Origin of the sequence: Thiomicrospira sp. R3, assembly GCF_029581415.1 — a bacterium.
Lineage (GTDB): Bacteria > Pseudomonadota > Gammaproteobacteria > Thiomicrospirales > Thiomicrospiraceae > Thiomicrospira.
Genome location: NZ_CP121121.1, coordinates 274,008 through 298,552, shown reverse-complemented (window position 1 = coordinate 298,552; position 24,545 = coordinate 274,008). Strand labels below are relative to the sequence as shown.

26 protein-coding genes are annotated in these 24,545 nt (G+C 43.1%); 25 read left to right on the top strand and 1 reads right to left on the bottom strand.

Annotated elements, in window-relative coordinates; all coding sequences use genetic code 11:
* The first annotated feature begins 134 nt into the window (after nt 1–134).
* From fliE to P8S55_RS01405, 24 genes are all read left to right on the top strand, one after another.
* A complete protein-coding gene (gene fliE / locus P8S55_RS01520) occupies nt 135–470 on the top strand; it encodes a flagellar hook-basal body complex protein FliE (RefSeq protein WP_289224535.1) in 336 nt (111 codons plus the stop codon).
* Nucleotides 471–529: 59 nt separating this feature from the next.
* Nucleotides 530–2,230 (top strand): flagellar basal-body MS-ring/collar protein FliF, encoded by a 1,701-nt coding sequence (fliF, locus tag P8S55_RS01515; protein ID WP_289224534.1) that lies wholly within the window; start codon nt 530–532, stop codon nt 2,228–2,230.
* On the top strand, nt 2,223–3,245 hold the full coding sequence (gene fliG / locus P8S55_RS01510; protein WP_289224533.1) for a flagellar motor switch protein FliG: 1,023 nt from the start codon (nt 2,223–2,225) through the stop codon (nt 3,243–3,245). Before fliF ends, fliG begins: the two co-directional genes overlap by 8 nt.
* A gap of 3 nt (nt 3,246–3,248) precedes the next feature.
* On the top strand, nt 3,249–4,076 hold the full coding sequence (locus P8S55_RS01505; protein ID WP_289224532.1) for a FliH/SctL family protein: 828 nt from the start codon (nt 3,249–3,251) through the stop codon (nt 4,074–4,076).
* Nucleotides 4,076–5,419 carry a flagellar protein export ATPase FliI gene (gene fliI / locus P8S55_RS01500; protein WP_289224531.1) on the top strand — a complete coding sequence of 448 codons (1,344 nt, stop codon included), beginning with the start codon at nt 4,076–4,078 and terminating at the stop codon, nt 5,417–5,419. The genes P8S55_RS01505 and fliI overlap by 1 nt, the downstream gene beginning before the upstream one ends.
* 7 nt (nt 5,420–5,426) lie before the next feature.
* Nucleotides 5,427–5,855 (top strand): flagellar export protein FliJ, encoded by a 429-nt coding sequence (gene fliJ, locus P8S55_RS01495; RefSeq protein WP_289224530.1) that lies wholly within the window; start codon nt 5,427–5,429, stop codon nt 5,853–5,855.
* Between the two features lie 151 nt (nt 5,856–6,006).
* Entirely contained in the window at nt 6,007–7,614 is a 1,608-nt protein-coding gene (locus P8S55_RS01490; protein WP_289224529.1) for a flagellar hook-length control protein FliK, read from the top strand.
* A 9-nt stretch (nt 7,615–7,623) separates the two neighbouring features.
* The gene (locus P8S55_RS01485; protein WP_289224528.1) at nt 7,624–8,625 is read left to right on the top strand and encodes a methyl-accepting chemotaxis protein; all 1,002 of its coding nucleotides are present in this window, start codon (nt 7,624–7,626) and stop codon (nt 8,623–8,625) included.
* A 188-nt stretch (nt 8,626–8,813) separates the two neighbouring features.
* Entirely contained in the window at nt 8,814–9,350 is a 537-nt protein-coding gene (locus P8S55_RS01480) for a flagellar basal body-associated FliL family protein (RefSeq protein WP_289224527.1), read from the top strand.
* A gap of 12 nt (nt 9,351–9,362) precedes the next feature.
* On the top strand, nt 9,363–10,382 hold the full coding sequence (fliM, locus tag P8S55_RS01475) for a flagellar motor switch protein FliM (RefSeq protein ID WP_289224526.1): 1,020 nt from the start codon (nt 9,363–9,365) through the stop codon (nt 10,380–10,382).
* Nucleotides 10,375–10,851: a flagellar motor switch protein FliN gene (fliN, locus tag P8S55_RS01470; protein WP_289224525.1), complete on the top strand. Its 477-nt coding sequence runs from the start codon at nt 10,375–10,377 to the stop codon at nt 10,849–10,851. The genes fliM and fliN overlap by 8 nt, the downstream gene beginning before the upstream one ends.
* On the top strand, nt 10,848–11,315 hold the full coding sequence (gene fliO / locus P8S55_RS01465; RefSeq protein ID WP_289224524.1) for a flagellar biosynthetic protein FliO: 468 nt from the start codon (nt 10,848–10,850) through the stop codon (nt 11,313–11,315). Before fliN ends, fliO begins: the two co-directional genes overlap by 4 nt.
* Before the next feature lie 28 nt (nt 11,316–11,343).
* Nucleotides 11,344–12,057, top strand: a complete 714-nt coding sequence (gene fliP, locus P8S55_RS01460) for a flagellar type III secretion system pore protein FliP (RefSeq protein ID WP_289225287.1) — start codon at nt 11,344–11,346, stop codon at nt 12,055–12,057.
* A complete protein-coding gene (gene fliQ / locus P8S55_RS01455) occupies nt 12,058–12,327 on the top strand; it encodes a flagellar biosynthesis protein FliQ (protein WP_289224523.1) in 270 nt (89 codons plus the stop codon).
* Between the two features lie 2 nt (nt 12,328–12,329).
* Nucleotides 12,330–13,106, top strand: a complete 777-nt coding sequence (fliR, locus tag P8S55_RS01450; protein WP_289224522.1) for a flagellar biosynthetic protein FliR — start codon at nt 12,330–12,332, stop codon at nt 13,104–13,106.
* Between the two features lie 9 nt (nt 13,107–13,115).
* Entirely contained in the window at nt 13,116–14,240 is a 1,125-nt protein-coding gene (gene flhB / locus P8S55_RS01445; protein WP_289224521.1) for a flagellar biosynthesis protein FlhB, read from the top strand.
* A gap of 21 nt (nt 14,241–14,261) precedes the next feature.
* Nucleotides 14,262–16,352 (top strand): flagellar biosynthesis protein FlhA, encoded by a 2,091-nt coding sequence (flhA, locus tag P8S55_RS01440; RefSeq protein ID WP_289224520.1) that lies wholly within the window; start codon nt 14,262–14,264, stop codon nt 16,350–16,352.
* A 16-nt stretch (nt 16,353–16,368) separates the two neighbouring features.
* Nucleotides 16,369–17,523, top strand: a complete 1,155-nt coding sequence (flhF, locus tag P8S55_RS01435; RefSeq protein WP_289224519.1) for a flagellar biosynthesis GTPase FlhF — start codon at nt 16,369–16,371, stop codon at nt 17,521–17,523.
* Nucleotides 17,513–18,430 (top strand): MinD/ParA family protein, encoded by a 918-nt coding sequence (locus P8S55_RS01430; RefSeq protein WP_289224518.1) that lies wholly within the window; start codon nt 17,513–17,515, stop codon nt 18,428–18,430. Before flhF ends, P8S55_RS01430 begins: the two co-directional genes overlap by 11 nt.
* A 15-nt stretch (nt 18,431–18,445) precedes the next feature.
* A complete protein-coding gene (locus P8S55_RS01425; RefSeq protein ID WP_289224517.1) occupies nt 18,446–19,171 on the top strand; it encodes an RNA polymerase sigma factor FliA in 726 nt (241 codons plus the stop codon).
* 49 nt (nt 19,172–19,220) lie between these two features.
* A complete protein-coding gene (locus tag P8S55_RS01420; protein ID WP_503010373.1) occupies nt 19,221–19,613 on the top strand; it encodes a chemotaxis response regulator CheY in 393 nt (130 codons plus the stop codon).
* A gap of 66 nt (nt 19,614–19,679) precedes the next feature.
* Nucleotides 19,680–20,348 carry a protein phosphatase CheZ gene (locus tag P8S55_RS01415; RefSeq protein ID WP_289224516.1) on the top strand — a complete coding sequence of 223 codons (669 nt, stop codon included), beginning with the start codon at nt 19,680–19,682 and terminating at the stop codon, nt 20,346–20,348.
* Between the two features lie 85 nt (nt 20,349–20,433).
* On the top strand, nt 20,434–22,353 hold the full coding sequence (locus P8S55_RS01410) for a chemotaxis protein CheA (RefSeq protein ID WP_289224515.1): 1,920 nt from the start codon (nt 20,434–20,436) through the stop codon (nt 22,351–22,353).
* Between the two features lie 2 nt (nt 22,354–22,355).
* Nucleotides 22,356–22,841 (top strand): chemotaxis protein CheW, encoded by a 486-nt coding sequence (locus tag P8S55_RS01405; RefSeq protein ID WP_289224514.1) that lies wholly within the window; start codon nt 22,356–22,358, stop codon nt 22,839–22,841.
* Between the two features lie 3 nt (nt 22,842–22,844).
* On the opposite strand, the gene queG is transcribed toward P8S55_RS01405, so the two are convergent.
* Nucleotides 22,845–24,020: a tRNA epoxyqueuosine(34) reductase QueG gene (gene queG, locus P8S55_RS01400; RefSeq protein ID WP_289224513.1), complete on the bottom strand. Its 1,176-nt coding sequence runs from the start codon at nt 24,018–24,020 to the stop codon at nt 22,845–22,847.
* On the opposite strand from queG, the gene tsaE reads away from it, so the two are divergent.
* The gene (gene tsaE, locus P8S55_RS01395; RefSeq protein WP_289224512.1) at nt 24,012–24,512 is read left to right on the top strand and encodes a tRNA (adenosine(37)-N6)-threonylcarbamoyltransferase complex ATPase subunit type 1 TsaE; all 501 of its coding nucleotides are present in this window, start codon (nt 24,012–24,014) and stop codon (nt 24,510–24,512) included. The genes queG and tsaE overlap by 9 nt on opposite strands.
* The last annotated feature ends 33 nt before the right edge of the window (nt 24,513–24,545 follow it).

Genomic DNA, 24,545 nt, shown 5'->3' with positions numbered 1-24,545 from the left:
TTTTGGCATAGGGCGTGCTTATTGCTTGTTTCGTATAAATATGAAGTTTTAAATGGGTTTTATGTCGATTCGTCGATTATTTTTTTAAATTATGCGATAATTTACATCGCTAGGTTCTATTTGAGTATACCCTGATGGATAAAATTGATACACAGTCTTTGATGCTTCAGATGCGCGCCTTAACGGCCGAAGCGCAAAATAAACCCATGCCTATCGCTGAGCTTGAACAAAATGGTCAAGCTAGATCGCAGGGTTTTGCTGATTTATTGAAGCAATCCGTTGAGGGCGTTAATAATCAGCAGCATAAAGCACGTGAGTTAAGAGAGTCTTTTGAACGCGGGGATGAGGGCGCTGATTTAACTGAAGTGATGTTACAGGCGCAAAAAGCTAGCCTTTCATTTCAGGCGATGACTCAAGTGAGAAATAAGCTTGTTGAGGCTTATAAGGATGTCATGAATATGCCGATTTAGGCTAAATAGCTATATTTAGATACCTTCGGCTATTTTAATCAATTTAAACTGAGTGTGGTATGGCTGAATCTGCGTCAATAAATAATAAATTAAATACGCGAACTGGCACCTCACCTTTATCGACTCTGGTTGAAAATCTTACTTCCCTTCCTGTTGCTCGTCAAATAGCCATTATTGTCGGGCTATCCGCTTCTGTTGCATTAGCTATTGGTATTCTTTTGTGGTCTCAGTCGACACAGTATACCTTGCTTTTTGGCAATATGAGTACCGCTGAAATGAATGAGGTTGCGCAAATTCTTGATTCTCAGCGCGTTGATTACAAGTTAGATATGAATAGCGGTTCGTTGATGGTTCCAGCTGATCGTGTTCATGCTTTAAGGCTTCAACTTGCTTCAGATGGTTATCCACGTCAAACCGAAACCGGTTACCAATTATTGGATAGAGAGCAGGGTTTTGGGATTTCCCAGTTTAGAGAAACGACGCAATATCACCGTGCGTTAGAAGGTGAGCTTGCTAAGTCTGTGGCCTCCTTAAATCAAGTTGAGTCGGCCAGAGTGATGCTGGGTTTACCAAAACGCTCGGTGTTTGTTCGTAAGCAGGAGTCGCCAACGGCATCTGTTGTGATTAAATTACGTTCAGGGCGAGCATTGGATGAGCAGGCTGTGTCAGCTATTGTTCACTTGGTAGCAGCGAGTATTCCCAATCTCAATCCCCGTGATGTAACCGTTGTGGATCAGCTAGGTAATTTACTGTCAAACAATAATCAAACAGCGCAGCTGCAAATGAACATGCGTCAGCTGGAATATACACGTACTGTTGAGGAAACCTTAACAAGTCGTATAGTCAGCCTTATTGCCCCGGTTGTGGGTGGGGCGGGACGGGTAAGAGCGCAAGTTACCGCAGAAATTGATTTTACTCAGCAGGAACAGACGCGCGAGTTGTTCGAACCGGACCCATCGGCGATAAGGTCGGAGCAAGAAATTAGAGAATTGAATCGTAATCAAGGTCCTACCGGCATTCCGGGTGCCCTAACAAATCAGCCTCCACGAGCAGGTCTTGCTCCTGAAGAAGGTTTCACGGGTGCACAGGATGATCCAAATTTAAAAAGTATGTCTGAGCGGCGCACGCGAAATTTTGAGATTGATCGCACAATAAGTCATATAAAAACGTCGGTAGGTAATATTCGTCGTTTATCTGTTGCAGTGGTGTTAGATGATAGGGTTACTTTGGTTGATGGTGTGCTGCAACGACAAGCGCACTCAGACGAAGAGTTGCAAAATTATCGACGGTTAATTATTGATACCGTTGGCTTGGATGAGTTGAGAGGTGATACCTTGACGCTAATAAACTCGTCTTTTGTTGAGCCAGATGATGGTTTCTTTGAGGCGACCCCTTTTTGGCAGGAACCTTGGTTTTGGGACATTATGAAGCAGTTTTTGGCCGCTATAGCGATTCTTATTATTTTCTTTGCAGTGGTACGCCCTATATTAAGAGATTTAACGAAAAAAGATGAGTTGTATCTTGAATATCCAGAAGATGTTGAAGATGAGAAGGGTGAGCTTAGAGATGGTGATGAGATATCTAAGGCTTTAGATAAGATGAATGAGGAATTACAAGCACAAGTATCAGAAGATGCAAAAGGTGCCGCTAACTCTGAGGAAGCCGAGTTGTTTGAAAAGGTTAAAACCTTGGTGCAAAGTGATCCTAAGCTGGCTTCTATGATCATTAAACAATGGATGCAGGAGGGCGAGGGTGGCTGAGTCAATGCTAGAAGAGTTTGAGGATAAGCCAAGCTTGTCAGGTTATGATAAAGCGGCTATTCTTTTGATGGCGGTCGGCAAGGATGCAGCCGGCTCTGTATTGAAGCATTTAAATCCTAGAGAGGTTCAGCAGCTAGGAACAGCGATGACAGGTGTGGAAAATATCAGTCACAAAAATGTTAATTACGTGCTTAAATCTTTCTTAAACCTAGTCGGTGAAGATGCTTTAGGGGTAGACGCGAATGAGTATGCTCAAAGTTTAATGACAGATGCCTTAGGTGAGGGTGGCGGTTATTTACTTGATGCAGCGATGCTTGGTGATCAAGTTAAAGGCTTGGAAGCAATGAAGTGGATGCATCCTAGTGCTATATCCAATATGCTGCGTAATGAACACCCTCAGGTGGTTGCGATTATCCTTTCTTATTTTGATCCAGATATGGCGGCTGAAATTCTTCACGGTATTCCAGCTCGTTTTCAGGCTGAAGTGGTTTACCGTATTGCCACATTAAGCACAATTCAGCCTAGAGCTTTATTTGATTTAAATAGAGTGCTCGAAGCTGGAACAGGTGATGGTAGGGGCGGTAAGCTAGCCTCGATTGGTGGTGATAAACGAGCGGCTGAGATACTCAACTATATTGGTGGTGGCATGGATACCAAAATTTTGGATGAAATTGCGGTCGAACATGAAGAAATTAGTAAATCAATTCAAGATAAGATGTTCGTATTCGATGACATTATCGGTATAGATAATCGTGGTATTCAGGCTATCCTGGCGGATGTGCCTAATGATGTGCTTATTTTGGCTATCAAGGGTGCAGATAGTGAACTCAAAGAAAAATTTCTTGGCAATATGTCTCAGCGCCAAGCCGATATTATGCGTGACGATTTAGAGTCGGGTGGGCCAGTTAAGTTGAGTGAAGTTGAAGAGGCTCAGCGCAGTGTTATTCAGGTCGTGCGCCGTCTTGCCGATGATGGCAAAGTTATGATGCCTGGTGGCGGTGAGGAGTTTATCTAATTCATGTCAAATGAATCGAAGGCTTCAGCAGGAAAAGGTAATAGCATTACGCGTGTTTTGCAAGCTGGAGAGATTAAGTCGCCTGATGTTCATAAATGGCAGTTCGTCGACTTGGAAAGGGACGCTATACAGCAATTAGATACGGTGCGTGCAGAGGTTTTGGAGAAAATAAAGCAAGAAATACAGCCAAAACTTGCTAAACAAACGGCCATACTAAAGCGAGAAGCTTACGAAGAAGCTAAGCAACAAGGCTATGAAGCTGGCTATCAAGCCGGCTTTGAAATGGGGCAGACTTTGGGTATCGAGCGTGCTGAGCAGCAAGCGTTGGAAACCTTAAAGCCAAAGGTAGAGCGTTTGGAGTCGATACTCGACTCGTTAAGGCATCCCTATGGCCTTATTTCTTCAAGTATTTACGAACAGTTAGGTACTGTTGCAATTAAGTTAGCGGAACGTATTACCGAAGAGGCCGTTGCTATTGATAAATCAAAGTTATTGGCTTTCATTGAGCAAGCGGTGTTATTGTTACCCGATGAGCAAGCGGATATAGAAATAGAGCTTCATCCTGATGACGTTGAGTTGGTTAATTATTATCAAGCAGAGCACTCAAGGGGCTGGTTGATAAAAACCAACGCAAAGCTTCAAGTAGGTGAATGTCGTGTTAAAAAGCTTAATTCAATCGTACACCATCAATGGCGTGAGCGGCTAGCTAACTTACTAGCACAAACTGAGCCCATGGTTCTGGCAAGTCAGTTAGCTGATAATGCTCAAACATCAACACAGGCTAGTCAGCCTTCTAATGCTTCATCGCAATCTGGCGATGCTAACGCCTGATGAGCTTTCAAAACTACCTTAATACTAGCTTGGCCGAGCGCTTCAGTTTTGTGGATGACCATTTACCAACAGCACCAGGCCTGGTTGTTGAGGGGCGATTGGTTAGAATGATTGGTATGACATTAGAAGTGGTGGGTACCTATGCACCTATTGGTGCACGTTGTAACGTCTTTCATCCTTCAGGTGATTCGGTTATTGCTGAGGTGGTAGGTTTTCATAATGATCGCTTGTTTTTAATGCCAGTAGGGGAAACCCATGGTTTGGCACCTAATGCACGCGTTATGCCGATGAGCGGTGGAGTTAAGGTTGCGGTTGGTTTTTCGATGTTGGGTCGGGTTATTGACGGCCGGGGTCAACCTTTAGATGCTAAAGGTTCGCTTGTTACTGATGACCTTGTTTCTTTAACGGGTAACCGAATTAACCCGTTACACCGTCAGCCCATTTTGCAACCCTTGGATGTAGGTGTGAAGGCGATCAATAGTTTATTGACCATAGGTCAAGGCCAGCGAATGGGTTTGATTGCAGGCACCGGGGTAGGTAAAAGTGTATTGTTAGGCATGATGACTCGATTTACTAGCGCGGATGTGGTGGTGGTTGGACTGATTGGTGAGCGTGGTCGTGAGGTAAATGATTTTGTGCGCCAGAGCCTGGGTGAAGACGGCCTAAAGCGAGCCGTAGTGGTGGCGACCCCCGCAGACGATCCGCCTCTTATGCGTATGCATGGTGCGATGTTGGCTACGGCGATAGCCGAGTATTTTCGTGATCAGGGTTTGAATGTTTTGCTTTTAATGGACTCGTTAACTCGCTTTGCACAGGCGCAGCGGGAAATTGCACTCGCTATAGGCGAGCCACCTGCGAGCAAAGGTTATCCGCCTTCGGTATTTGCAAAGTTACCCCAGTTAGTTGAGCGGGCCGGTAACGGTAAGGAAGGTTCGGGTTCGATAACCGCTATTTATACCGTACTGGCTGAAGGTGATGATCAGTCTGACCCAGTAGTGGACTCAGCGCGGGGGGTGTTAGATGGGCATATTGTATTGTCGAGAGCGATTGCCGATTCTGGGCGTTATCCCGCCATTGATATTGAGTCGTCAATCAGTCGTGTAATGATCGAACTTATAACCAAAGATCAGTATCAACAAGCGCAAAAATTTAAAAAACTCTATTCACTCTACCAGCAAAATCAAGACTTAATCAGTGTTGGAGCCTATCGTAAAGGTTCGAACCCGGAGATAGACTTGGCGATTCAAAAACAACCTCAATTAATGAGTTTTTTAAGTCAAGCAATTGATGAGCGGTTTGATTTTTCTCAAAGCCTTTTGGCATTAAAAAAAGCCTTGAGTTGATTTTTTTATGAGTCGATCTCGGCGGATTAAAACGCTTGTTGAGCTTGCTGAACAGGATGTTGATAAGGCCCAGCTTACGCTTAAGGAGTTGAGATTAAATCTTGAGTTTACTGCGCAGCAATTGAATGACTTAAAAAGTTATCGAAATGAATATATGGCAAGACTCACCGCTAGTGGTCACATCTTGCCGATTCAACTTCAAACTACGCAAGCCTTTATAAATAAATTAAATCTTGCGATCGAGGGGCAGCAAAAGCAACTTAGTTCAATGGAGGAAATGCTTGAGCAGGCCCAGCAACAATGGTTAGATAAACGTATACGTTTGCAGGCGCTGGATAAGGTATATCAAAACTTAGTGCGTCAAGAGATTAAGGCTGCCGATCGAACTGAACAAAAAATGCTGGACGAATTAGCGGCACAGGATTATAAGCGATAGTTTGGTGCTTTCGGCACGGCTATTGCTTAACCAAGTCTAAGAGGTATTTTATTTAATTGAATTAAGTAGAAGAGTGATAGATTTGTTAAATTCAGTTTTTCACAGCGCAGATCGAACAGCATCTTTTCCAGGTTTAAATCTGGAGGATTCAATGCATTCGATGAATTTAAGCGAGCCTTCTTTTGAATTGAAACTATTCAAAAAACAGCTTGCTATGTTAATGCAAACACCTCTAACTGATGAGCTAGATAAATCGGCTCACCCTAAATCTTCGTTTACTGAGCACTCCTTGTTGTCTCAAGCAAAGATAAACAGGCCGTTGCCAGAGGCCACTAACTTGCAAGCGATAGGGCTGCAGAGTGAAGAATTAAATCGCTCAAGTCAGTTGGATGGTTTAATAGAACCAGCTACTGATACGGACCCACGACCAGGCCTGGTGCTGGATCAAGCTGTTATGATGCAGTCAGGTGACGATATTAAATCAGAAAAGCTTGATAAGCCTGAAGCTTATTTGCCGCTAATTGAAACTAATTATAACCAGGCCAACGCAGTCAAGTCGAAGGAAGGTTCTTGGTCATTGTCTCAAGCAAAGATAAACAGGCCGTTGCCAGAGGCCACTAACTTGCAAGCGACAGGGCTGCAGAGTGAAGAATTAAATCGCTCAAGTCAGTTGGATGGTTTAATAGAACCAGCTACTGATAAGGACCCACAACCAGGCCTGGTGCTGGATCAAGCTGTTATGATGCAGTTAGGTGACGATATTAAATCAGAAAAGCTTGATAACCCTGAGCTTCATTTACCAAGGTTTGATGTTGAATATAACCAGGTTTTACCGTTAAATCAACCCGTTAATCTTGTTGATTCACTGGGTGTTAGAGCGCAAGACAGTGAGGTTGGTCAAGGTTTTGTTAATAGTTATCAACTGCCTGAAACAGATGTTTGGAGTTTAGCGGGTCAGGTAGTACAAGTCCCGTTTTCTTCTACTTTTTTGGCACAAATTAATACTCTAAACTCTGCGGGGAAACCGGCGATTTTAAACGCTGAAGCAAAAGTAAACCCCTTGTTAAACAGGGGTACGGGTTTACAAACCTTATCTACCGCTTTTTTTAGCGAGCTGCCTAATAAGTTGAGTGGTGAGTTATCACTTAATGTACAACATAATCAAGCGATGCAGCTGCAATCTTTTGTCCAACAGGCTGTTCGTCAACTACAAGTTGGTGAGCAGCAAGCCGTGTTAAGAGACTCGGAGCGTAAAACGGATTTGACTAAAGATGCACTCTTGCCACCAACGCCCGACCAATCGGCAAGGGCAGATCGACCCGCTACCATTGCAACTTTGGCGTCTATAAGTTACCCACTTAACCATGCAAAATGGAATGAGGCATTGGGAAGGCGCATTGTGTTTATGGCTAATCAGCAAATGCAGCAAGCGCAGATTAGCTTAAACCCAGAAAAATTGGGCCCCATACAGCTTAGGTTGCAGTTAGATCGCGATCAAATGGTAAGTGTTTCAATTAGTGCGCAACTGGGTGCAACCAAAGAAGCGCTTGAAGCAGCAATTCCACGGCTTAAAGAAATGTTATCAGAGGCAGGCATTGCCTTTAGTGATGTTAATGTCGAAGATGAAGCAATTTTTGATGATAGCAGGGAGCAGCAAAGCTCACAAAACACCGCAAATTCTAGCGATGAAAGTGAAGCGACTGAAGAAACAGTAAATAAAACAATTCAGTCAGATAATTTAATTGATTTTTATGTTTAGGAGAGAAAGATGAAAACAAACACGAGGCTAATAGCTTTGGCTATTAGTACATTGCCCGGTATTGCTTTTGCGAGTTCAGAAATTGGCGTGGGTTCACTGGTGGGCTATATTGTTATTGCTGCAGGGGTAACAGCCGTCATTGCAAGTGCTTTGGTCTATCTTATTTGGTGTAACAAATCAGGTGTTTGTGATCAAGCAGAGTTGGTTGATGAGCTAATAAACCTGTCTGAAGAAAAGCGATTTGATCAGGCATTGGCTGCACAAAATACAGATCCGAAACTGCTTCGTGCACTTAATGGTTTATTAAAGCAGGCTCAGAAAACGCTAGATCATCGCCAGCAAGAAATTGAAAGTTATCAGACAAAAACTCAAACACAGCAGCAGCAAATAAAACAGCTTAACCAGGCACTTGAATCTGCGCAGGAAGAGTTGGTTAGTCAACAGTTAGCTTCAGCTGGCGCCAAAAATAAAAGTGATATGACTGAAATTGTTAATCTTTCTGATCAGGTCGAGCAGGCTGTACAGGATATGGGTAAAGGCTCTCAGGCTGGAATAAAGTCGGTTCAGAAAGTGATTACCGAGGTCGGTGGTTTAACTGATGAGGTAACGCGTGCAACGGGTGTTATTAAGCAGCTTGAATCGGATAGTAGTAATATTGGAACTGTACTTGTATTGATACGTGATATTGCTGAGCAAACAAATTTATTGGCGTTAAATGCGGCTATTGAGGCGGCACGTGCCGGTGAGCATGGACGTGGATTTGCGGTTGTAGCGGATGAAGTTAGGATTCTTGCGGGTAAAACGCAACAAGCTACAACTGAAATTCAAGCCATTATTGAAGGCTTGCAGCAGCGAGCCAGAAGTGCTGTCAAGGTCATGGAGAATGGTCAAGAGCGAGTAGAAACGACTCAGCTGCAAGCTGAAAAAGTAAGCGAGTCGTTACATGTGATTGCTAATTCGTTAGCGCAACTAGAAGCGGTGCAGAAAACACTGAGTGCGGTTTTAAAATAAGTACAAATTAGACCCTCCAAACGACCCCAATGTGTTGGCACTTTATTATACTGCTCAACCCTTGGGGTTTTTTAATTCGTAAAATAATTAAACACGGACTGAATTAATGAGTACTTTGGTTTAAAATAAGAATAATTAACTTGTGGATTCAAGTCCAGCTATTTAAATTCTAAAAAATAGAGGTTGTTATGGCAAAAAATGAAAAAGTAGAACCAGAAGAAAAAAAAGGCGGTGGTAAAGGGTTAGTTATTGCGTTACTAGTCGTTATTGTTCTGTTGTTGGTGGGCATAGGGGTCATGACGATGTTGCTGTTAACCTCTAGCGGTGGTGACAAATCCAAATCTGAGATGCAAGAAGTGATGGAGTTCTCCCCAGTTTTTAAACAATATGCCCAGCCTAGAGCAGGAACCCCTCCCTCATACCTGGAAATGAAGTTCGTGGTTAATTTTCGGGGTGAAGGACGAGCCCGCTTTATTGCAGTAGATTTAAATATCATGTCACGTTTTCCTGAAGTTATTGAGGATATGGAACATTTGCGACCGATCTTACAAAATGATATTCAAATGCTTTTAAGACGGGTGACTTATACTGAAATAAGTGCCGATGATGGTCAAGAGGTGGTTAGGCAGCGCGTTTTAGAAGCAGTCAGAAAGGTCGCAGAAGACAATGGTATCTTCCCAGACTTGGTGGCGAATATTTTTATTACACGTTTTGTAACCCAGTGATCGAGTTTATAAATGGATGATATCCTCAGTCAAGATGAGGTTGATGCCCTTTTACGGGGGATGGGTGATGGTGATGTAGAGGCTGAAAATGATGATTTAGCAGATTCATCTATCGCCAAGACCTTTGACTTTACCAACCAAGAGCGAATCATCCGTGGACGCTTGCCTGCACTTGATATTATCAATGAGCGCTTTGCGCGAAGTTTTCAGCGACATTTTAATGAAATGATTCTTTCTACGGTTGAGGTTGCAGCCGGCGAAGTCAAAATTATTAAAATGATTGACTATCTTCGCAATCTTTTTGTTCCAACAAGCCTAAATATTTACCGCATTGAACCCCTAAATGGGGTTGCTTTGTTTACTTTGGATTCAAAACTTATTTTTACGGCGGTAGATATTTATTTTGGCGGAACAGGCCTGCTACCCTTTAAAATTGAGGGAAGAGATTATACCCCCGTCGAGATGAGTATGATTAGGAGTATCTTAGATATAGCTAATCAGACCTTAAGGAAGGCCTGGGCTCCTGTTATGGATATTGAAATTGAATATATGCACTCTGAGATGAACCCCAAGTTTGCTGCTATTGTCGATGCCACTGATATGATTGTAATTAGCCCCATAAATGTTCGGTTTGAGGGAGTTGAGGGGCGTATTGATATCGTTATGCCTTATGGCATGCTTGAACCTGTAAGAGAAAAGCTTGAAGAGGGCATGCAGAACTTGCAAGGTGATGGGGATACCCATTGGTCAAAAACGTTACGTGAAGAAGCGAAAAATATTGAGGTATCATTAAGTGCGAGTTTGACGGAAGTTTCAATGTTTATGCAGGATGTCTTAAAAATGGAGAAGGGTGATATTATTCCAATAGATATGCCTAAAATGGTTTCCCTTAAAGTTGAAGATATCCCTATTGCACGCGGCAAAGTTGGAATTAGTAATGATAAAAAGGCAATCAAGGTTCAGGAAGTTGTCCGCCATCCGGCTTATTCTGACCGGATAATAGAAAATACAAAGGATTGGTTTAATGAGTGAGCAAGATGAGTTAGACGCGTGGGGTGATGCTTTAAAGGAGCAGGCTGACGCTGAATCTTCTGAGGGCGATGCGAGTGCAGAAGATGATCCATGGGCAGATGCGCTAAATGAACAAGCAAAGGCCGAGTCCAAGACATCGGTAAGTGATAAACCTGACGCCAAAGCGGCAGAGTTTGAGGAGTTGAACTTCACAAACGGTAATGGGCATCGAGTTGACTTGGATGTGCTGTTGGACATCCCTGTAACACTTCAATTGGAAATTGGCCGCACCAAAGTGCCTATACGAAGTTTATTGTCTTACACCCAAGGCTCGGTTATTGAGATGGATCGTTTGGCGGGTGAGCCACTTGATTTATTGGTAAATGGAACGCTAATTGCACACGGTGAAGTGGTGGTAGTTAATGATAAATTTGGGGTACGTTTAACGGATGTGATCAGTCCGCAAGAACGTATTAAGAAATTAAGATGAAGCGCCAGTATAGATTCACATATGCTGGCTTGGGTTTGCTGGGTATGGCTTCAAGCGCTTTGGCACAAGAGCCTACGGTAATAAGTGGTGGTTCATTAATAAGGCCTGGGGATTACTTGGGTCAAATAATGGTTTCGCTATTGCTGGTGTTGTTAATCATTTTTATTGGCGCTTGGATGTTGCGACGTTTTGGCCGTTTTGCCAGTGTGGCTGATGGGAAGCTTTCAGTTTTGGGTGTGTTATCCGTTGGACAGAGAGAACGCATTATGCTAATACAGGTGGGGGATGAGCAGTTGCTGGTAGGGGTCACAACAACTAAAATATCAACACTTCATAAACTCGAACAGCCGATAACCTTAGAGGAAGACGGGCAAGATGGTAAGGTTGCAGGCTTTAATTCTTCTAGTTTTGCCAAGCGTTTTCAGGAAGCTATTATGCAAAGAAAGTCCAGTGACACACCTTAAGTTTATTGTTTATCTCGCTCTTGGTTTGATGCCGCTTTCAACCTATGCGATGCCTGGAATTCCGGCTTTTACGGTTGAAACCGATGCTGAGGGTAATCAAGACTATACCTTAACCTTGCAAATACTGCTGTTAATGACAGGTTTGACCCTGTTGCCGGCTGCTTTAATTGCGACTACTTCTTTTTTACGTATTATTATTGTACTTGCGCTTCTTAGGCAGGCTTTGGGTACCATGCAAACTCCGTCTACTCAAGTTTTAATTGGTTTAGCGCTCTTTTTAAGCCTATTTATTATGGCACCTGTGCTGGATCGGATTTATCAAACGGCGATTGATCCTTATTTAGAAGAGCAGATGGATTTCAGGCAAGCCGTTGAAACGGCGATGGTGCCGATGCATCAGTTTATGATTGAGCAGACACGTGAAAGTGATCTTGCCATGTTTGCTGAAATGGCTGATGTAGAACTCTTGGAGCCAAGTGAAGTGCCGCTTAGAATACTCGTGCCAGCATTTATGACCAGTGAATTGAAAACGGCGTTTCAAATTGGTTTTATGATTTTTATCCCGTTTTTAATTATTGACTTAGTGGTCGCTAGTTTATTGATGTCCATGGGGATGATGATGTTGTCACCGATGATTATTTCCTTGCCGTTTAAGTTGATGCTTTTTGTATTAATTGATGGGTGGGCTTTGGTTGTCGGTACTCTGGCAAATAGTTTTGTAGTTGTAGGAGGGGGGATTTAAATGACGCCAGGTCAAGTTTTAAACTTAGGTCAGAGCATGCTGGAGGTAGTAACACTTCTAGCGGCTCCCTTATTGATTCCTGCTCTTCTGGTCGGATTGTTGATTGGTATGTTTCAGGCAGCCACGCAAATTAATGAAATGACACTGAGTTTTATTCCAAAACTCGCAGTGGTCGGTATTGCGCTGGTCATTGCAGGGCCGTGGATGTTAACAACGCTATTATCCTTTACCATTGAGCTGTATATGAATATTCCGAACTTAATAGGTTAGCTGTGACGTTTACCTATCACGAATATCTACAGTTGATAGGCTTGTATTTCTGGCCCTTTGTCCGTATAGGTACCATGTTGTCGATAATTCCACTGTTTGGTATGAAAGGGGTACCTGTTCGTTCACGCTTGATTTTGACCCTTGTGATTACTATCGCTGTCGCCCCTTTGTTGCCTCTGCCCCCACCCGTTGATCCTTTTACATGGCTAGGTTTGTTGTATATGCTGCAGCAGATTTTAATCGGTTTAGCCATGGGGATTATATTTCTGGTGGTCTTTCAGGCTTTTGTAATGGCAGGTCATATGATTGCGATGGCGATGGGTTTAGCCTTTGCATCGATGGTTGATCCGGCTACGGGTGTGAATGCGCCAGTCGTATCGCAATACTTTACTATTATGGCCACTTTATTGTTTTTGGCATTAGATGGCCATATTATGGTTATTTATGCGGTCGTTGATAGTTTCCATTTTCTTCCAGTAGGCAGCCACTTTTTAACAGCCGAAAGCATGCGTTCTGTGGTCGAATTTGGTGCTTATATGTTTAGTGCGGGCGTATTAATCGCCTTGCCAGCCATAACGGCCTTATTGCTTATCAATATTTCATTTGGGGTTATTACGCGTGCAGCGCCAGCACTCAATATTTTTGCGGTTGGCTTCCCTGTAACCCTATTGGCAGGCCTGGTGATGTTAATATTTATTACACCCATGATATTGCCTCACCTTGAAGAGCTTTTGGCGCGTGCGTTTGATCGGATCAATATGTTAGAACTTAACCCTTAGGATTAATCAATGGCAGAAAGTGAAGACGGCCAGGAAAAATCAGAAGAACCTTCCGAGAAGAAACTTCGCGAGGCAAGAGAGAAGGGCGATATAGCCCGTTCTAAAGAATTAACTACTTTTTTGATGGTTATTTCCGCCGCATTATTCTTGTACTTTTTTGGCTCGCAAATGATTGCTTCTTTTGAGACGATCATGGTGGGTGGATTAAGTCTTGATCGTGACCATGCGTATGACGCCAAAAAGATGCTTGATAATATGTTGGCTCTAGTGGTGACCTCTATTATGATGTTATTGCCCTTTCTTTTGTTAATGCTGTTTGTAGCGATTGTAGGGTCTTCCTTGTTAGGTGGATTTAACTTTAGCACTGAGGCGCTTGCCCCCAAGTTTAATAAGTTAAACCCATTGAGTGGTTTAAAACGCATGGTCTCAATGCAAGCCTTGATGGAGCTACTTAAAGCGCTAGGTAAGTTTGGCTTGGTGTTGGCGGTAGCGATTGCATTTTTATGGTATTCCCTTGGCGAAGTGATGTCGATAGGCAGCCAATCCTTGCATGCGGCCTTAGCTCATGCCGCCAAAATTATTGTTGAGGCGTTTATTCTGGTGAGTTTGGCGCTTATTATAATCGCCGTGATTGATGTGCCTTTTCAGGTTATTCAACACACAAATAAATTAAAAATGACCAAGCAAGAGGTTAAAGAGGAGTATAAACAGCAGGAAGGTAATCCAGAGGTCAAGGCACGTATTCGACAAATCCAGCGAGAAATGTCGCAAAGACGTATGATGCAACGTGTTCCTGATGCCGATGTAGTAATTACTAACCCGACCCATTACTCAGTTGCACTTAAATACGCCCCGGATTCAATGGATGCGCCTATCGTATTGGCGCTGGGTGTGGATTTTATGGCGGCTCAAATCAGAACAGCGGCATTAGAAAATCAGATTCCGATTGTACAAGCACCTCAACTTGCACGGGCTTTATACTATAATTCAGAACCTGAACAGCCTATACCTCATGCGTTGTTTAAAGCGGTTGCAGCGGTGTTGGCTTATGTATTTGGATTAAAAGAAAATAAAAAACAAAAACTGGATGTTTCAAACCTTGATATTCCATCTAGTTTAAAAACAGCACCTTAATAGAGAAGTAGTTCACAATTTATGGATTTTAAGCCGTTTTATAAGGTCGCCATTAAGTGGTTTAAGCGTGGTTTAGGTGCGCCAATTGCGATATTGGCTCTTCTTGGAATGATAACCATTCCGCTCCCTGCTATTTTGTTGGATATTTTCTTTACATTTAATATTGTTTTGTCATTGGTTATCTTAATGGTCACCGTTTATGCCAAAAGAGTTTTGGATTTTGCTGTTTTTCCCACCGTTATTCTCATTGCGACCTTGTTTCGCTTGTCACTTAACATTGCATCCACGCGTATCATTTTGCTTGAAGGGCATAAAGGTGGTGATGCAGCCGGCAAGGTTATTGAGGCATTTGGTGAGTTCGTAATTGGTGGCAATTATGCAGTAGGCTTAGTGGTATTTGCTATTTTGGTGCTAATTAACTTTGTTGTGGTTACCAAGGGGGCGGGGCGTGTTGCGGAAGTAAGCGCACGATTTACACTTGATTCGATGCCAGGTAAACAGATGGCTATTGATGCGGACTTAAATGCGGGCTTGATTACACAGGATCAAGCTCAAGCGCGGCGCAAAGAGATTACAGCTGAAGCCGACTTTTACGGTTCAATGGACGGTGCGAGTAAGTTTGTTCGAGGGGATGCGATAGCCGGTATTATTATTTTGGTGATTAATATTGTTGGTGGATTTGCGATAGGGGTGGGCCAGCATGGTTTAAGTTTTGGTGAGGCGGTTGAGATCTATACTTTGCTTACTATTGGCGATGGTTTGGTTGCACAAATTCCTGCATTGTTATTATCATCGGCTACTGCGATTATTGTCACCCGTGTATCAGGTGATCAAGAAGATATGGGGCAGCAACTTGAGAATCAAATGTTTTCAAGCCCCCAAGCACTGGGTGTGACAGCAGCTATTGTCGGTGTGATGGGTGTTATTCCTGGAATGCCCAATTTAGCTTTTTTATCCTTTGCTATTCTCGCAGGTTTAGGCTCTTACTATATTTATAAAAATCAACAAAAGCAGGCTATTAAAGAAAAGGAAAATATTGAGCCAGAGCTGGAGTCGTCGACAAAACCGTCCGAATTGAGCTGGGATGATGTCCAGCAGGTTGACGTGCTAGGTTTAGAAGTGGGTTACCGCCTTATTCCCATGGTCGATACCAGCCAAAATGGACAGCTTCTTGAGCGTATTCGAGGTGTCAGACGAAAGGTTTCACAAGAACTTGGGTTTCTTGTTCCACCTGTTCACATTAGGGATAATTTGGACTTGAAACCAAATCAGTATAGAATCATGTTAATGGGGGTGCCGTCGGGCGAAGGTGAGGTGATGCCTGAACGAGATCTGGCGATTAATCCAGGGAGTGTATATGGAGAGGTTGCAGGTACGCCCACAAAAGATCCTACTTTTGGTTTGGATGCAGTCTGGATAGTGACAACCGATAGAGATCAAGCTCAAGCATTAGGTTATACCGTTGTGGATTCAAGCACGGTGATTGCAACCCATGTTAGCCAAGTGATTCAAGATTATTCGCCGGAGTTACTCGGATTTGATGAAACGCAACAGTTGTTAGATAAGTTAAAGAAAACCTCGCCCAAACTGGTGGACGAGTTGATTCCCGATCAGCTGTCTCTCGCGGCGTTGGTCAAGGTGTTGCAAAGTTTGCTTGATGAGAAAGTGTCACTTCGTGATATGCGAACAATTGTTGAAGCTTTGTCCGAAAAAGCATCACAAACACGCGATCCCGCTCAGCTTGTGATTTATGTTCGCGCTGCGCTAGGGCGCTCAATTGTGCAGGATATTGTTGGTATTAATGGCCAGTTGCAAGTTATTACCCTTGAGCCTTCTCTTGAGCAGTTGTTAATTCAAGCAACGCAAGGTGCTCCTGATGGGCAGTTAGCTATAGATCCTGGTTTAGCAGAACGTTTGCATGGAACCCTAAAAGAGCAGGCTCAAAAACTGGAAATGACTGGGCAGCCGCCTGTATTGTTGGTCGCCCCTCAGATTAGAGCTCAATTAGCTCGATTGTTTAAATACAGTTTGGCTAATTTGCATATTCTGGCTTATTCTGAGGTACCAGAAAATAGGCAAATAAGTGTGGTCGCCAATGTTGGTAATGGCTAGCGGATAGGAGTTTTTTTTGAAAATAAAACGTTATGTTGCCCCTACGATGCGTCAAGCTATGGCGCGGGTGCGAGAAGAGCAGGGGCCGGATGCGATTATTATGTCTTCACGCGCGCTAGCTGAAGGTGTTGAAGTCGTTGTCTCTCTCGATGCTGCTCACTTAACCAAAAGCACCGCCTCAAGGCCTTTATATAAAGACGCTTTTTCTGCTGAACCAGCGCCCGTTAAAGGCTATCATGCTGAGCTAGACCGCATGTCAAATGAAATTCAGGCGGTTAAGCGGCTACTCGAGCAACAGCTATCAGGGTTAGCATGGGGTCAAAATGAATTAGCCGAACCGACTAAAGTTGAGCTGATGAAACGATTAATGAAGCTCGGCTTAAGTTGGGAGATTTGTCAAATACTGGTTAAAGATATAAGTCAGCAACAAGAGCCTGACCAGGCCTGGTCTTTTATTTTGCAAGAAATTGAAGCGATGATTCCTAAAGTGGAAAGAGATATTATTGACTCAGGAGGAATCGTAGCGTTAGTTGGCCCGACAGGGGTTGGTAAAACAACAACGATTGCAAAAATAGCCAGTCGATTTGTAATGCGTTATGGTGCTGCAGAATTGGCGCTGATCACAACAGATTGTTATAAGATCGGCGCTCAGGAGCAGTTAAGAACCTTTGCAGACTTAATTGGCGTCCCTGTGTATGTCGCTAATACACAGGCTGAGTTGTTTGCTTTACTTGATGCCTTAAATATGAAGCGGCTTGTACTTATTGATACGGCTGGAATGAGCCAGCGAGATCTTCAATTATCCCAGCAGTTAACGTCGGGTCATTCTGGTGCAGATAAGGTACGCAATTACTTAGTTTTATCGGCTGCAACGCAACTTAATGTTATGCGGGACATTGTTAACTCTTTTGGCCGGGTCGTGTTAAAAGGTTGCATTCTTACGAAATTGGATGAAGCTCTTCAGCTTGGCAATGTGGTCAGTGTCTTGGTTGAGGCCAATTTGCCTATGGCCTATGTGTCGGTGGGGCAGCGCGTCCCCGAGGATTTACAAAAAATGACAGTTGTTGATTTAGTAGATCGCGTCGTTATGCTCGGCCAGCAAAACCCTGTTTATGTTGATGAGCAGTTATACCGTATGGGCATGGCAAAGGAGCTGGTGAATGGTCAATGATCAAGCGGCTGGCCTGAGGGCAATGCGTGAACCTGAAGTAAAAGCTGAAAATAAAAAAACACTAAAAGAAACCTTGTCTTCTGCTATCTCGGGTCAGAAACCCGTAAGAATAGTGACGGTAGCAAGCGGTAAAGGTGGGGTTGGTAAAACCAACCTTTCTGTTAATCTTGCCATATCGTTGAGTCAGCTAGGTGGCCGGGTTTTATTGATGGATGCGGATATGAGCTTGGCTAATGTCGATATTATGCTAGGTTTGCAAACACGTTTTAATTTATCTCATGTATTGGATGGTGAGAAAACGCTTCAAGAAGTTATTGTAGAAGGCCCGGCGGGAATACGCATTATTCCTGCAGCATCAGGCGTCAAACGTATGTCTCAGCTCAGTGCGGTTGAAAACGCTGGCATCATTAATGCTTTCTCTGCTTTGTCAGATAATTTGGATGTGCTGATTGTTGATACGGCGGCAGGTATTGCCGATAGTGTAGTCAGTTATTGTCGTGCAGCTCAAGAGGTGATAGTGGTGGTTTGTGATGAGCCTGCTTCTATTACGGATGCCTATGCATTAATAAAAGTGTTGAGTCGTGATTATAAAATATCGCGTTTTAGGTTGGTTTCAAACATGAGCCGTTCACCTGCGCACAGCCAACGACTTTATGAAAAGTTTTCCAGGGTATGTGAGCAGTTTTTGCAGGTTCGTATCGATTTTTTTGGTACCGTTCCTTTTGATAATGCGTTGCGAGATGCGGTACAAAAGCAAACACCTGTAACCTTGAGTCACCCTACAAGTCCATCAGCCCAAGCGTTTGCGGCGATGGCTAAAAAATTACAAACCTGGCCAGTACCTTCAGGTGAAAATGGATATTTACAGTCTTTTGTTGAAAAACTGTTTAAACGAACCAGGGATTAACGGAGTCATTATTTAATGAATGGTGCAAGTTTATATAATCAAGTGCAAGGGACTGCGCATAACACAACTTCTGAAGTTGAGCGTCACCTTCCGCTAGTAAAAAAAATTGCTTACCATCTAAAAGGCCGTTTGCCTGACAGTGTGTTTGTAGAAGATTTAATTCAAGCTGGCGTTATCGGTTTGATTGAAGCTATTCAAAAGTTCAGTGCTGATCAGGGTGCTAGTTTTGAAACCTATGCGGGTATTCGTATCCGCGGTGCTATGCTTGATGAGATAAGAAAGGGTGATTGGACGCCTCGCTCAGTCCACAGAAAGTCAAGAGCGGTGAGTGAAGCGATTCATCAAGTTGAGTCTCGTGTTGGGCGTGAGGCTCGAGATAGTGAAGTAGCTGAACAAATGGGGATTAGTTTGGCCGATTATCATCATATTTTGTTGGATACTAGTTCAGCACAGTTAATGTCAATCGACGAACCTGAGTCTGATTCGCTTTCAGAGGGTCAGATTGACGGGCACGCTCCTTCCCCTTTAGCACTATTAGCAGAGGGTGGATTTAAGCTTAAATTAACTGAGTTGATTGACCAATTGCCGGAACGAGAGCGCTTGGTCATGGCGCTTTATTATGATGAAGAGTTGAACTTGAAGGAAATCGGTCAAGTCCTAGATGTCTCTGAATCACGAGTGAGTCAAATCCATAGTCAAGCCATCAAGCGATTAAGATCAAGGTTATCTGATTGGCTTTAGGCCGTGATAGAATATTAAAGTTTAAGTTATGTAGTTTAGGGACAAATTTATGAGTATTAATCGAGATATGAAGATCTTAGTGGTAGATGACTTCTCTACTATGCGTCGAATTGTAAAAAATTTATTAAAAGAGTTAGGGTTTAGTTATTTCGATGAAGCTGATGACGGTGCGACTGCTTGGCCGATGGTTCAAACTGGAAAGTATGACTTTATAGTCAGTGATTGGAATATGCCACAAATGACCGGTTTGCAATTATTGAAAAATGTTCGTGCAGATGCAAAACTTAAAGATACACCGTTCTTGCTCATCACTGCAGAGGCAAAGCGTAGTCAGATTCTTGAAGCCGCGCAAGCTGGGGTGGATGGTTATATTGTAAAACCTTTTACGGCTGCAACGTTGAATGAAAAAATCCAGAAAATATTTCAGCGACGTGGTGCTTAGTCGATTCAATCACCTGCTAAGCCTATCCAAGGTGTGTAAATTCAAACGATCAAAGGTGAGGTGTTCATGTCACTAATTAAAGATTTAAATCAACAGGATGTTGTTGATTTACTGGATGCACTGCAATCCGGCAATCATAACGAAGCTGAAAAGCTGGTTGAAAAAATAACCTTTTCTCAACAGCAGTCTTTGTATCAATCGCTAGGAAAAATGACACGTAATCTGCATGAGTCACTTAAAGAGGTCGATGATATTGAGTTGATGCATCAGGTTAAGCATGATTTGCCTGACCTTAATGAGCGTATTCATTATGTTCTGTCATCAACAGAGCAGGCGGTAGATGCTACCCTCACTTCAGCAGAATCGATTGGGCAGACGCTAGATCAACTTGAGACGCTTAAAGATCAACTGTCAGATGTACATGCTGCAAAATTGGATGAGGCGTTGACACTGATCAATCGGCAGGTAAATGAAATTATGCAGGCTCAATCCTATCAAGATTTAACAGGTCAGGTACTGAAAAGAATGCTGGTTGTAGTGGGTGCGTTTGAACATAGTCTGTTAGACCTTATACAGCGCGCAGGCCAGGGGCTAGAAACTTTACCACCGCGTAAAACTGATCAGCAAGCAGAAGACATGAAAGGAGTGGGGCCTGCTGCAACAAAGCAAGATAAAAATAAAACAGCTCAAAACCAAGATGACGTAGATGATTTGTTAGCTGACCTAGGTTTTTAGTGCTTAAAAAACGGTGCTCTAATTGATGGCATACACCTTGCTTATTCATCCATATTAAGAATAGATTTGCCATGAGGGTATCAGCGTGGATGAAGAAATATTACAAGACTTTTTAGTCGAAGCAACCGAGTTACTTGATCAGTTAAACGAGCAACTGGTTGATCTTGAAAATTCTCCTGATGATTCTAATCTTCTTAATACGATTTTTCGTGGATTTCATACGGTTAAAGGTGGGGCTGGCTTTTTAGGTGTTTCCTCCTTGGTGCAGGTGTGTCATCGTGCAGAAAATGTGTTTGATAAAATTCGTAATCAAGAGGTGGCTTATGATGCGGATGTTGCAGATGTAATTCTTCGTGCCTTTGATCAAATCAGTCGTATCATTGGTGAGTTAAGTGATGGTGTTCGTGAGTTTGATGATATAGACCCGGTTCTGCTCGACGAGTTGGATGCTATTGTTAAAGGTGAAGTTCAGGAGGCCGCGCAAACTTCGTCCGCAATTACAGTGATACCCGAGGTGAGCTTGAGCTTACCTGACGGGGTGGATCCTGATGGCGAGATTAGTGATGATGAGTTTGAAGCCTTACTTAATCAACGAGACCAATTGCTTGGTGAGCCTAGCCAGCCAGCAAATGAACCAAAGCTCCAGTTGCCTGAGGGGGTGGACCCTGATGGCGAGATTAGTGATGATGAATTTGAAGCGCTTTTAAGTCAACGTGATCTTCTGCTCGGTGCTGAGCATAAACCTCAAGACCTTCCCCAAGCCTCCCCAGCGGTAAAGCCAAAACCTAAAGCCCCTATCAAGAAATCAGCTGAACCGTCCGTACCCGCTGCCTCTAAAGCGGCAGGTGAGTCGACTGTTCGTGTAGATACACGTCATCTTGATGCGATTATGAACCTGGTTGGTGAGTTGGTATTAGTTCGTAATCGTCTGCTTACGCTTCGTTCGGCAGAGGCAAGTCTTGAAGATATTTCAAATGCGGTGGGCAATCTTGATCACGTAACAACCGATTTGCAAGCGTCTGTGATGAAAACCAGAATGCAACCGGTTAAAAAAGTATTTGGTCGTTTTCCACGCGTTGTTCGTGATTTGGCTCGTAAACTAGGTAAGGATATTGATCTCGAGTTGGTTGGTGAGGAAACAGATCTTGACAAAGGTCTTGTGGAAGCGTTGGCAGATCCATTAGTGCATTTGGTTCGTAATTCTGTTGATCATGGCATTGAGATGCCTGATGTTCGTGAAGATGCAGGAAAGTCTAAAACAGGCCGCATTGTTCTGGCTGCTGAACAAGAGGGCGATCATATTTTACTGTCTATTACTGATGATGGTAAAGGCATGGACCCTGACATGTTAAGGCGCAAAGCGGTTGAAAAGGGGATGATGGATGAAGCGAGCGCCAATCAGCTAGATGACAAACAAGCATTTATGTTGATTATGAGTGCAGGTTTTTCTCTGGCTAAGCAGGTGAGTGATCTTTCCGGTCGTGGTGTTGGGATGGATGTTGTAAAAAACATGATCACCAAGCTTAACGGCAGCATTGATATTGATTCTGCGGTGGGTGAGGGTACGCGTATTAAAATTCGTGTTCCATTAACGCTAGCTATTTTACCCACGCTTATGGTTTCGTTTGGCCATGATAGCTATGCGATTCCTTTAACCAGTGTGCAAGAAATCTTTGATTATGATGCTAACAAAACGAACACCATTGATGGGCAAACCATGGTACGTTTGCGTAAAAAAAGTCTTCCATTGTTCTTTTTGGCTGAATGGTTAAGGCCTGGTCATTTTGATGACCAGCGAAAGGGCGATAAGATTGTGATTGTTTCGATTGGTAATCAACGTGTAGGTTTGGTTGTTGAGCAGGTAAATGGTCAGGAGGAGGTTGTTATTAAGCCTTTAGGGGTTATGCTTCAGAACATTAAGGGTTATGCCGGAGCCACGATTACAGGCAATGGTAATATTGCGCTTATCCTTGATCTTCCAGGTTTAATTGAGAGGTTTAAGTAGCTATGATGAGCCAAATTTTGCCAAGAGGCACGGTCGATAACGATGAAGAGGGTTTTTCAAGCGTTACTGTTCGATGCGTACTATTCCAGCTGGACTCTGAAGTCTATGGAATCAATGTAAAAAAAATACGAGAAGTGCTCAGGGTCGGACAAATACGAGAAGTGCCTGGTGCAAGTAATCATGTGATTGGTGTGATTAATGTCCGAGGTGTGATTGTCACGGTAGTAGATGGCCGTGGAATGTATCATCTTCCCGCTAAACAAACGGATGATGACTCAAGAATTGTAATTATTGAAATTGATGATGATACTTCGGTTGGACTGATGGTTGATCGCGTCATAGAGGTAAAGGATATACCCGAGTCGTGTGTCGATTTAATGGCTGAAAACCGTGAGGGTCGTTCTGCTTACATTCAAGGCGTTGCTCATTATCAAGACAACGTAATTGTATTGGTAGACACGGATGTGATGTTTTCAGTAGTGAGATAAAGCCTATTTTTCTTTTGGAAGGTAGTACTTTTTTGCAAAAAAGGGCTTGATTTTGTTTATGTCTATTTCAAAATAAGGCGTGTTAAGTTTTACTATGGGGGTATTAAGTTTTTTCTTCTGTTGGTCTAGTGCCCAATATATATGCTCATCTATTAGTTCTGAATAAAGCCCAAGACTTGACTTTAGCGTCTCCACTACTTCATTGGAACCAGGACTGTTGCCCAGTGCAATAGCAATGTTCCTTACCCAAGATTCATGCCCAATTCTTCTTATGGGTGATCCCTCAAATTTTCTGTTGAACGTAAGTTCGTCATAGCAAAATAATTCAAGTAGGGTTGCGCGATCAAGTTGGTTTCTAGGGAGAAAATCATCTTCTTGTGTCGGTTGGGTAAAATGGTTCCATGGACATACTAATTGGCAATCATCACAACCATAGATCCTATTACCCATGGCTGCCCTGAACGCCAAGGGTATTGAGCCTTTGTACTCGATAGTTAAATATGAAATGCATCGTCTTGCATCCACAACGCCATCGGCAATAATCGCCTGAGTTGGACATTCCACAATGCACGCACGACAAGGTCCGCAGCCCTGTTTGGTAAAGGGTTGATCATTTGGCAGCTCAAGATCAGTATAAATTTCCGCCAAAAAAAACCATGACCCGGCTCTAGGGTGAATAACTAAACTGTTTTTTCCAATAAATCCCAGCCCCGCCTTTTCAGCGATCGGACGCTCTAAAACGGGAGCACTGTCTACAAAAATTCTGCAGGCTGCGTTTGGATGAAGCTGGTGGATTTTTTGGACCAAGTGTTTTAGTTTGTTGCGAATTACCTTGTGATAATCACGTCCGAGTGCATAGCGGGAGATATAGGCAAGATCAGTTTGGTGAAGTTGTTTTAGAGGATGTTGAGCTTTTGTGTCAAAATAATTCATTCTGAGGCTTATAATGCTGCGGGTTCCCTGAATAAGCTCATTGGGTCTTGTCCTTTTGGTTCCATGCGCAGCCATATAGTGCATTTCTCCGTGAAACGCCTGTTCTAGCCAGTTAAAATACAGGGGTTCGTAATTGGATAAGTCAATTGAGCAGATACCACAATCCGCAAACCCGAGTGAATGTGCCCAGGTTTTTATTTGTTGGCTTAGTGCGTCGTTATTATGAGGAGGTGTTGGATGGTTCATGAACGTAATTTTAGCAAAACCTTTGATCTTGTGGATGAGTCATCGACAATCCTGTATGGCCAGGCGCTTGCACAGCGGTGTCAACGATTGAAACTACTAGAGCCAGGCCTGGTTATTTATTTAGAAGGTGATCTCGGCATGGGGAAAACCTGCTTTTCAAGAGCATTTATTCAGCACTTTTTACCCGGTCAGCGAGTGAAAAGTCCAACTTATACTTTAATAGAATCTTACACTACTAACGAATGGTGCATACATCATTTTGATTTATATCGTTTATGCCAACCTGAAGAGTTGGAGTACTTAGGGGTGCGTGATTTATTAACACATGATTATATCGCATTGATAGAATGGCCAAATAAGGCTAAAGGTTTTTTACCACCAGCCGATATATCTATTGAGATTTATCAAGCTGAAGAGGGTCGAAAACTAAAGCTTCAAGGCTGTTCTGCGTTAGTTAGGCAGCAGTGGTCTGATTTTGTATCGATGTTTTAACATCGTTTTTCTCTGCTGAAGAATGAGATCACT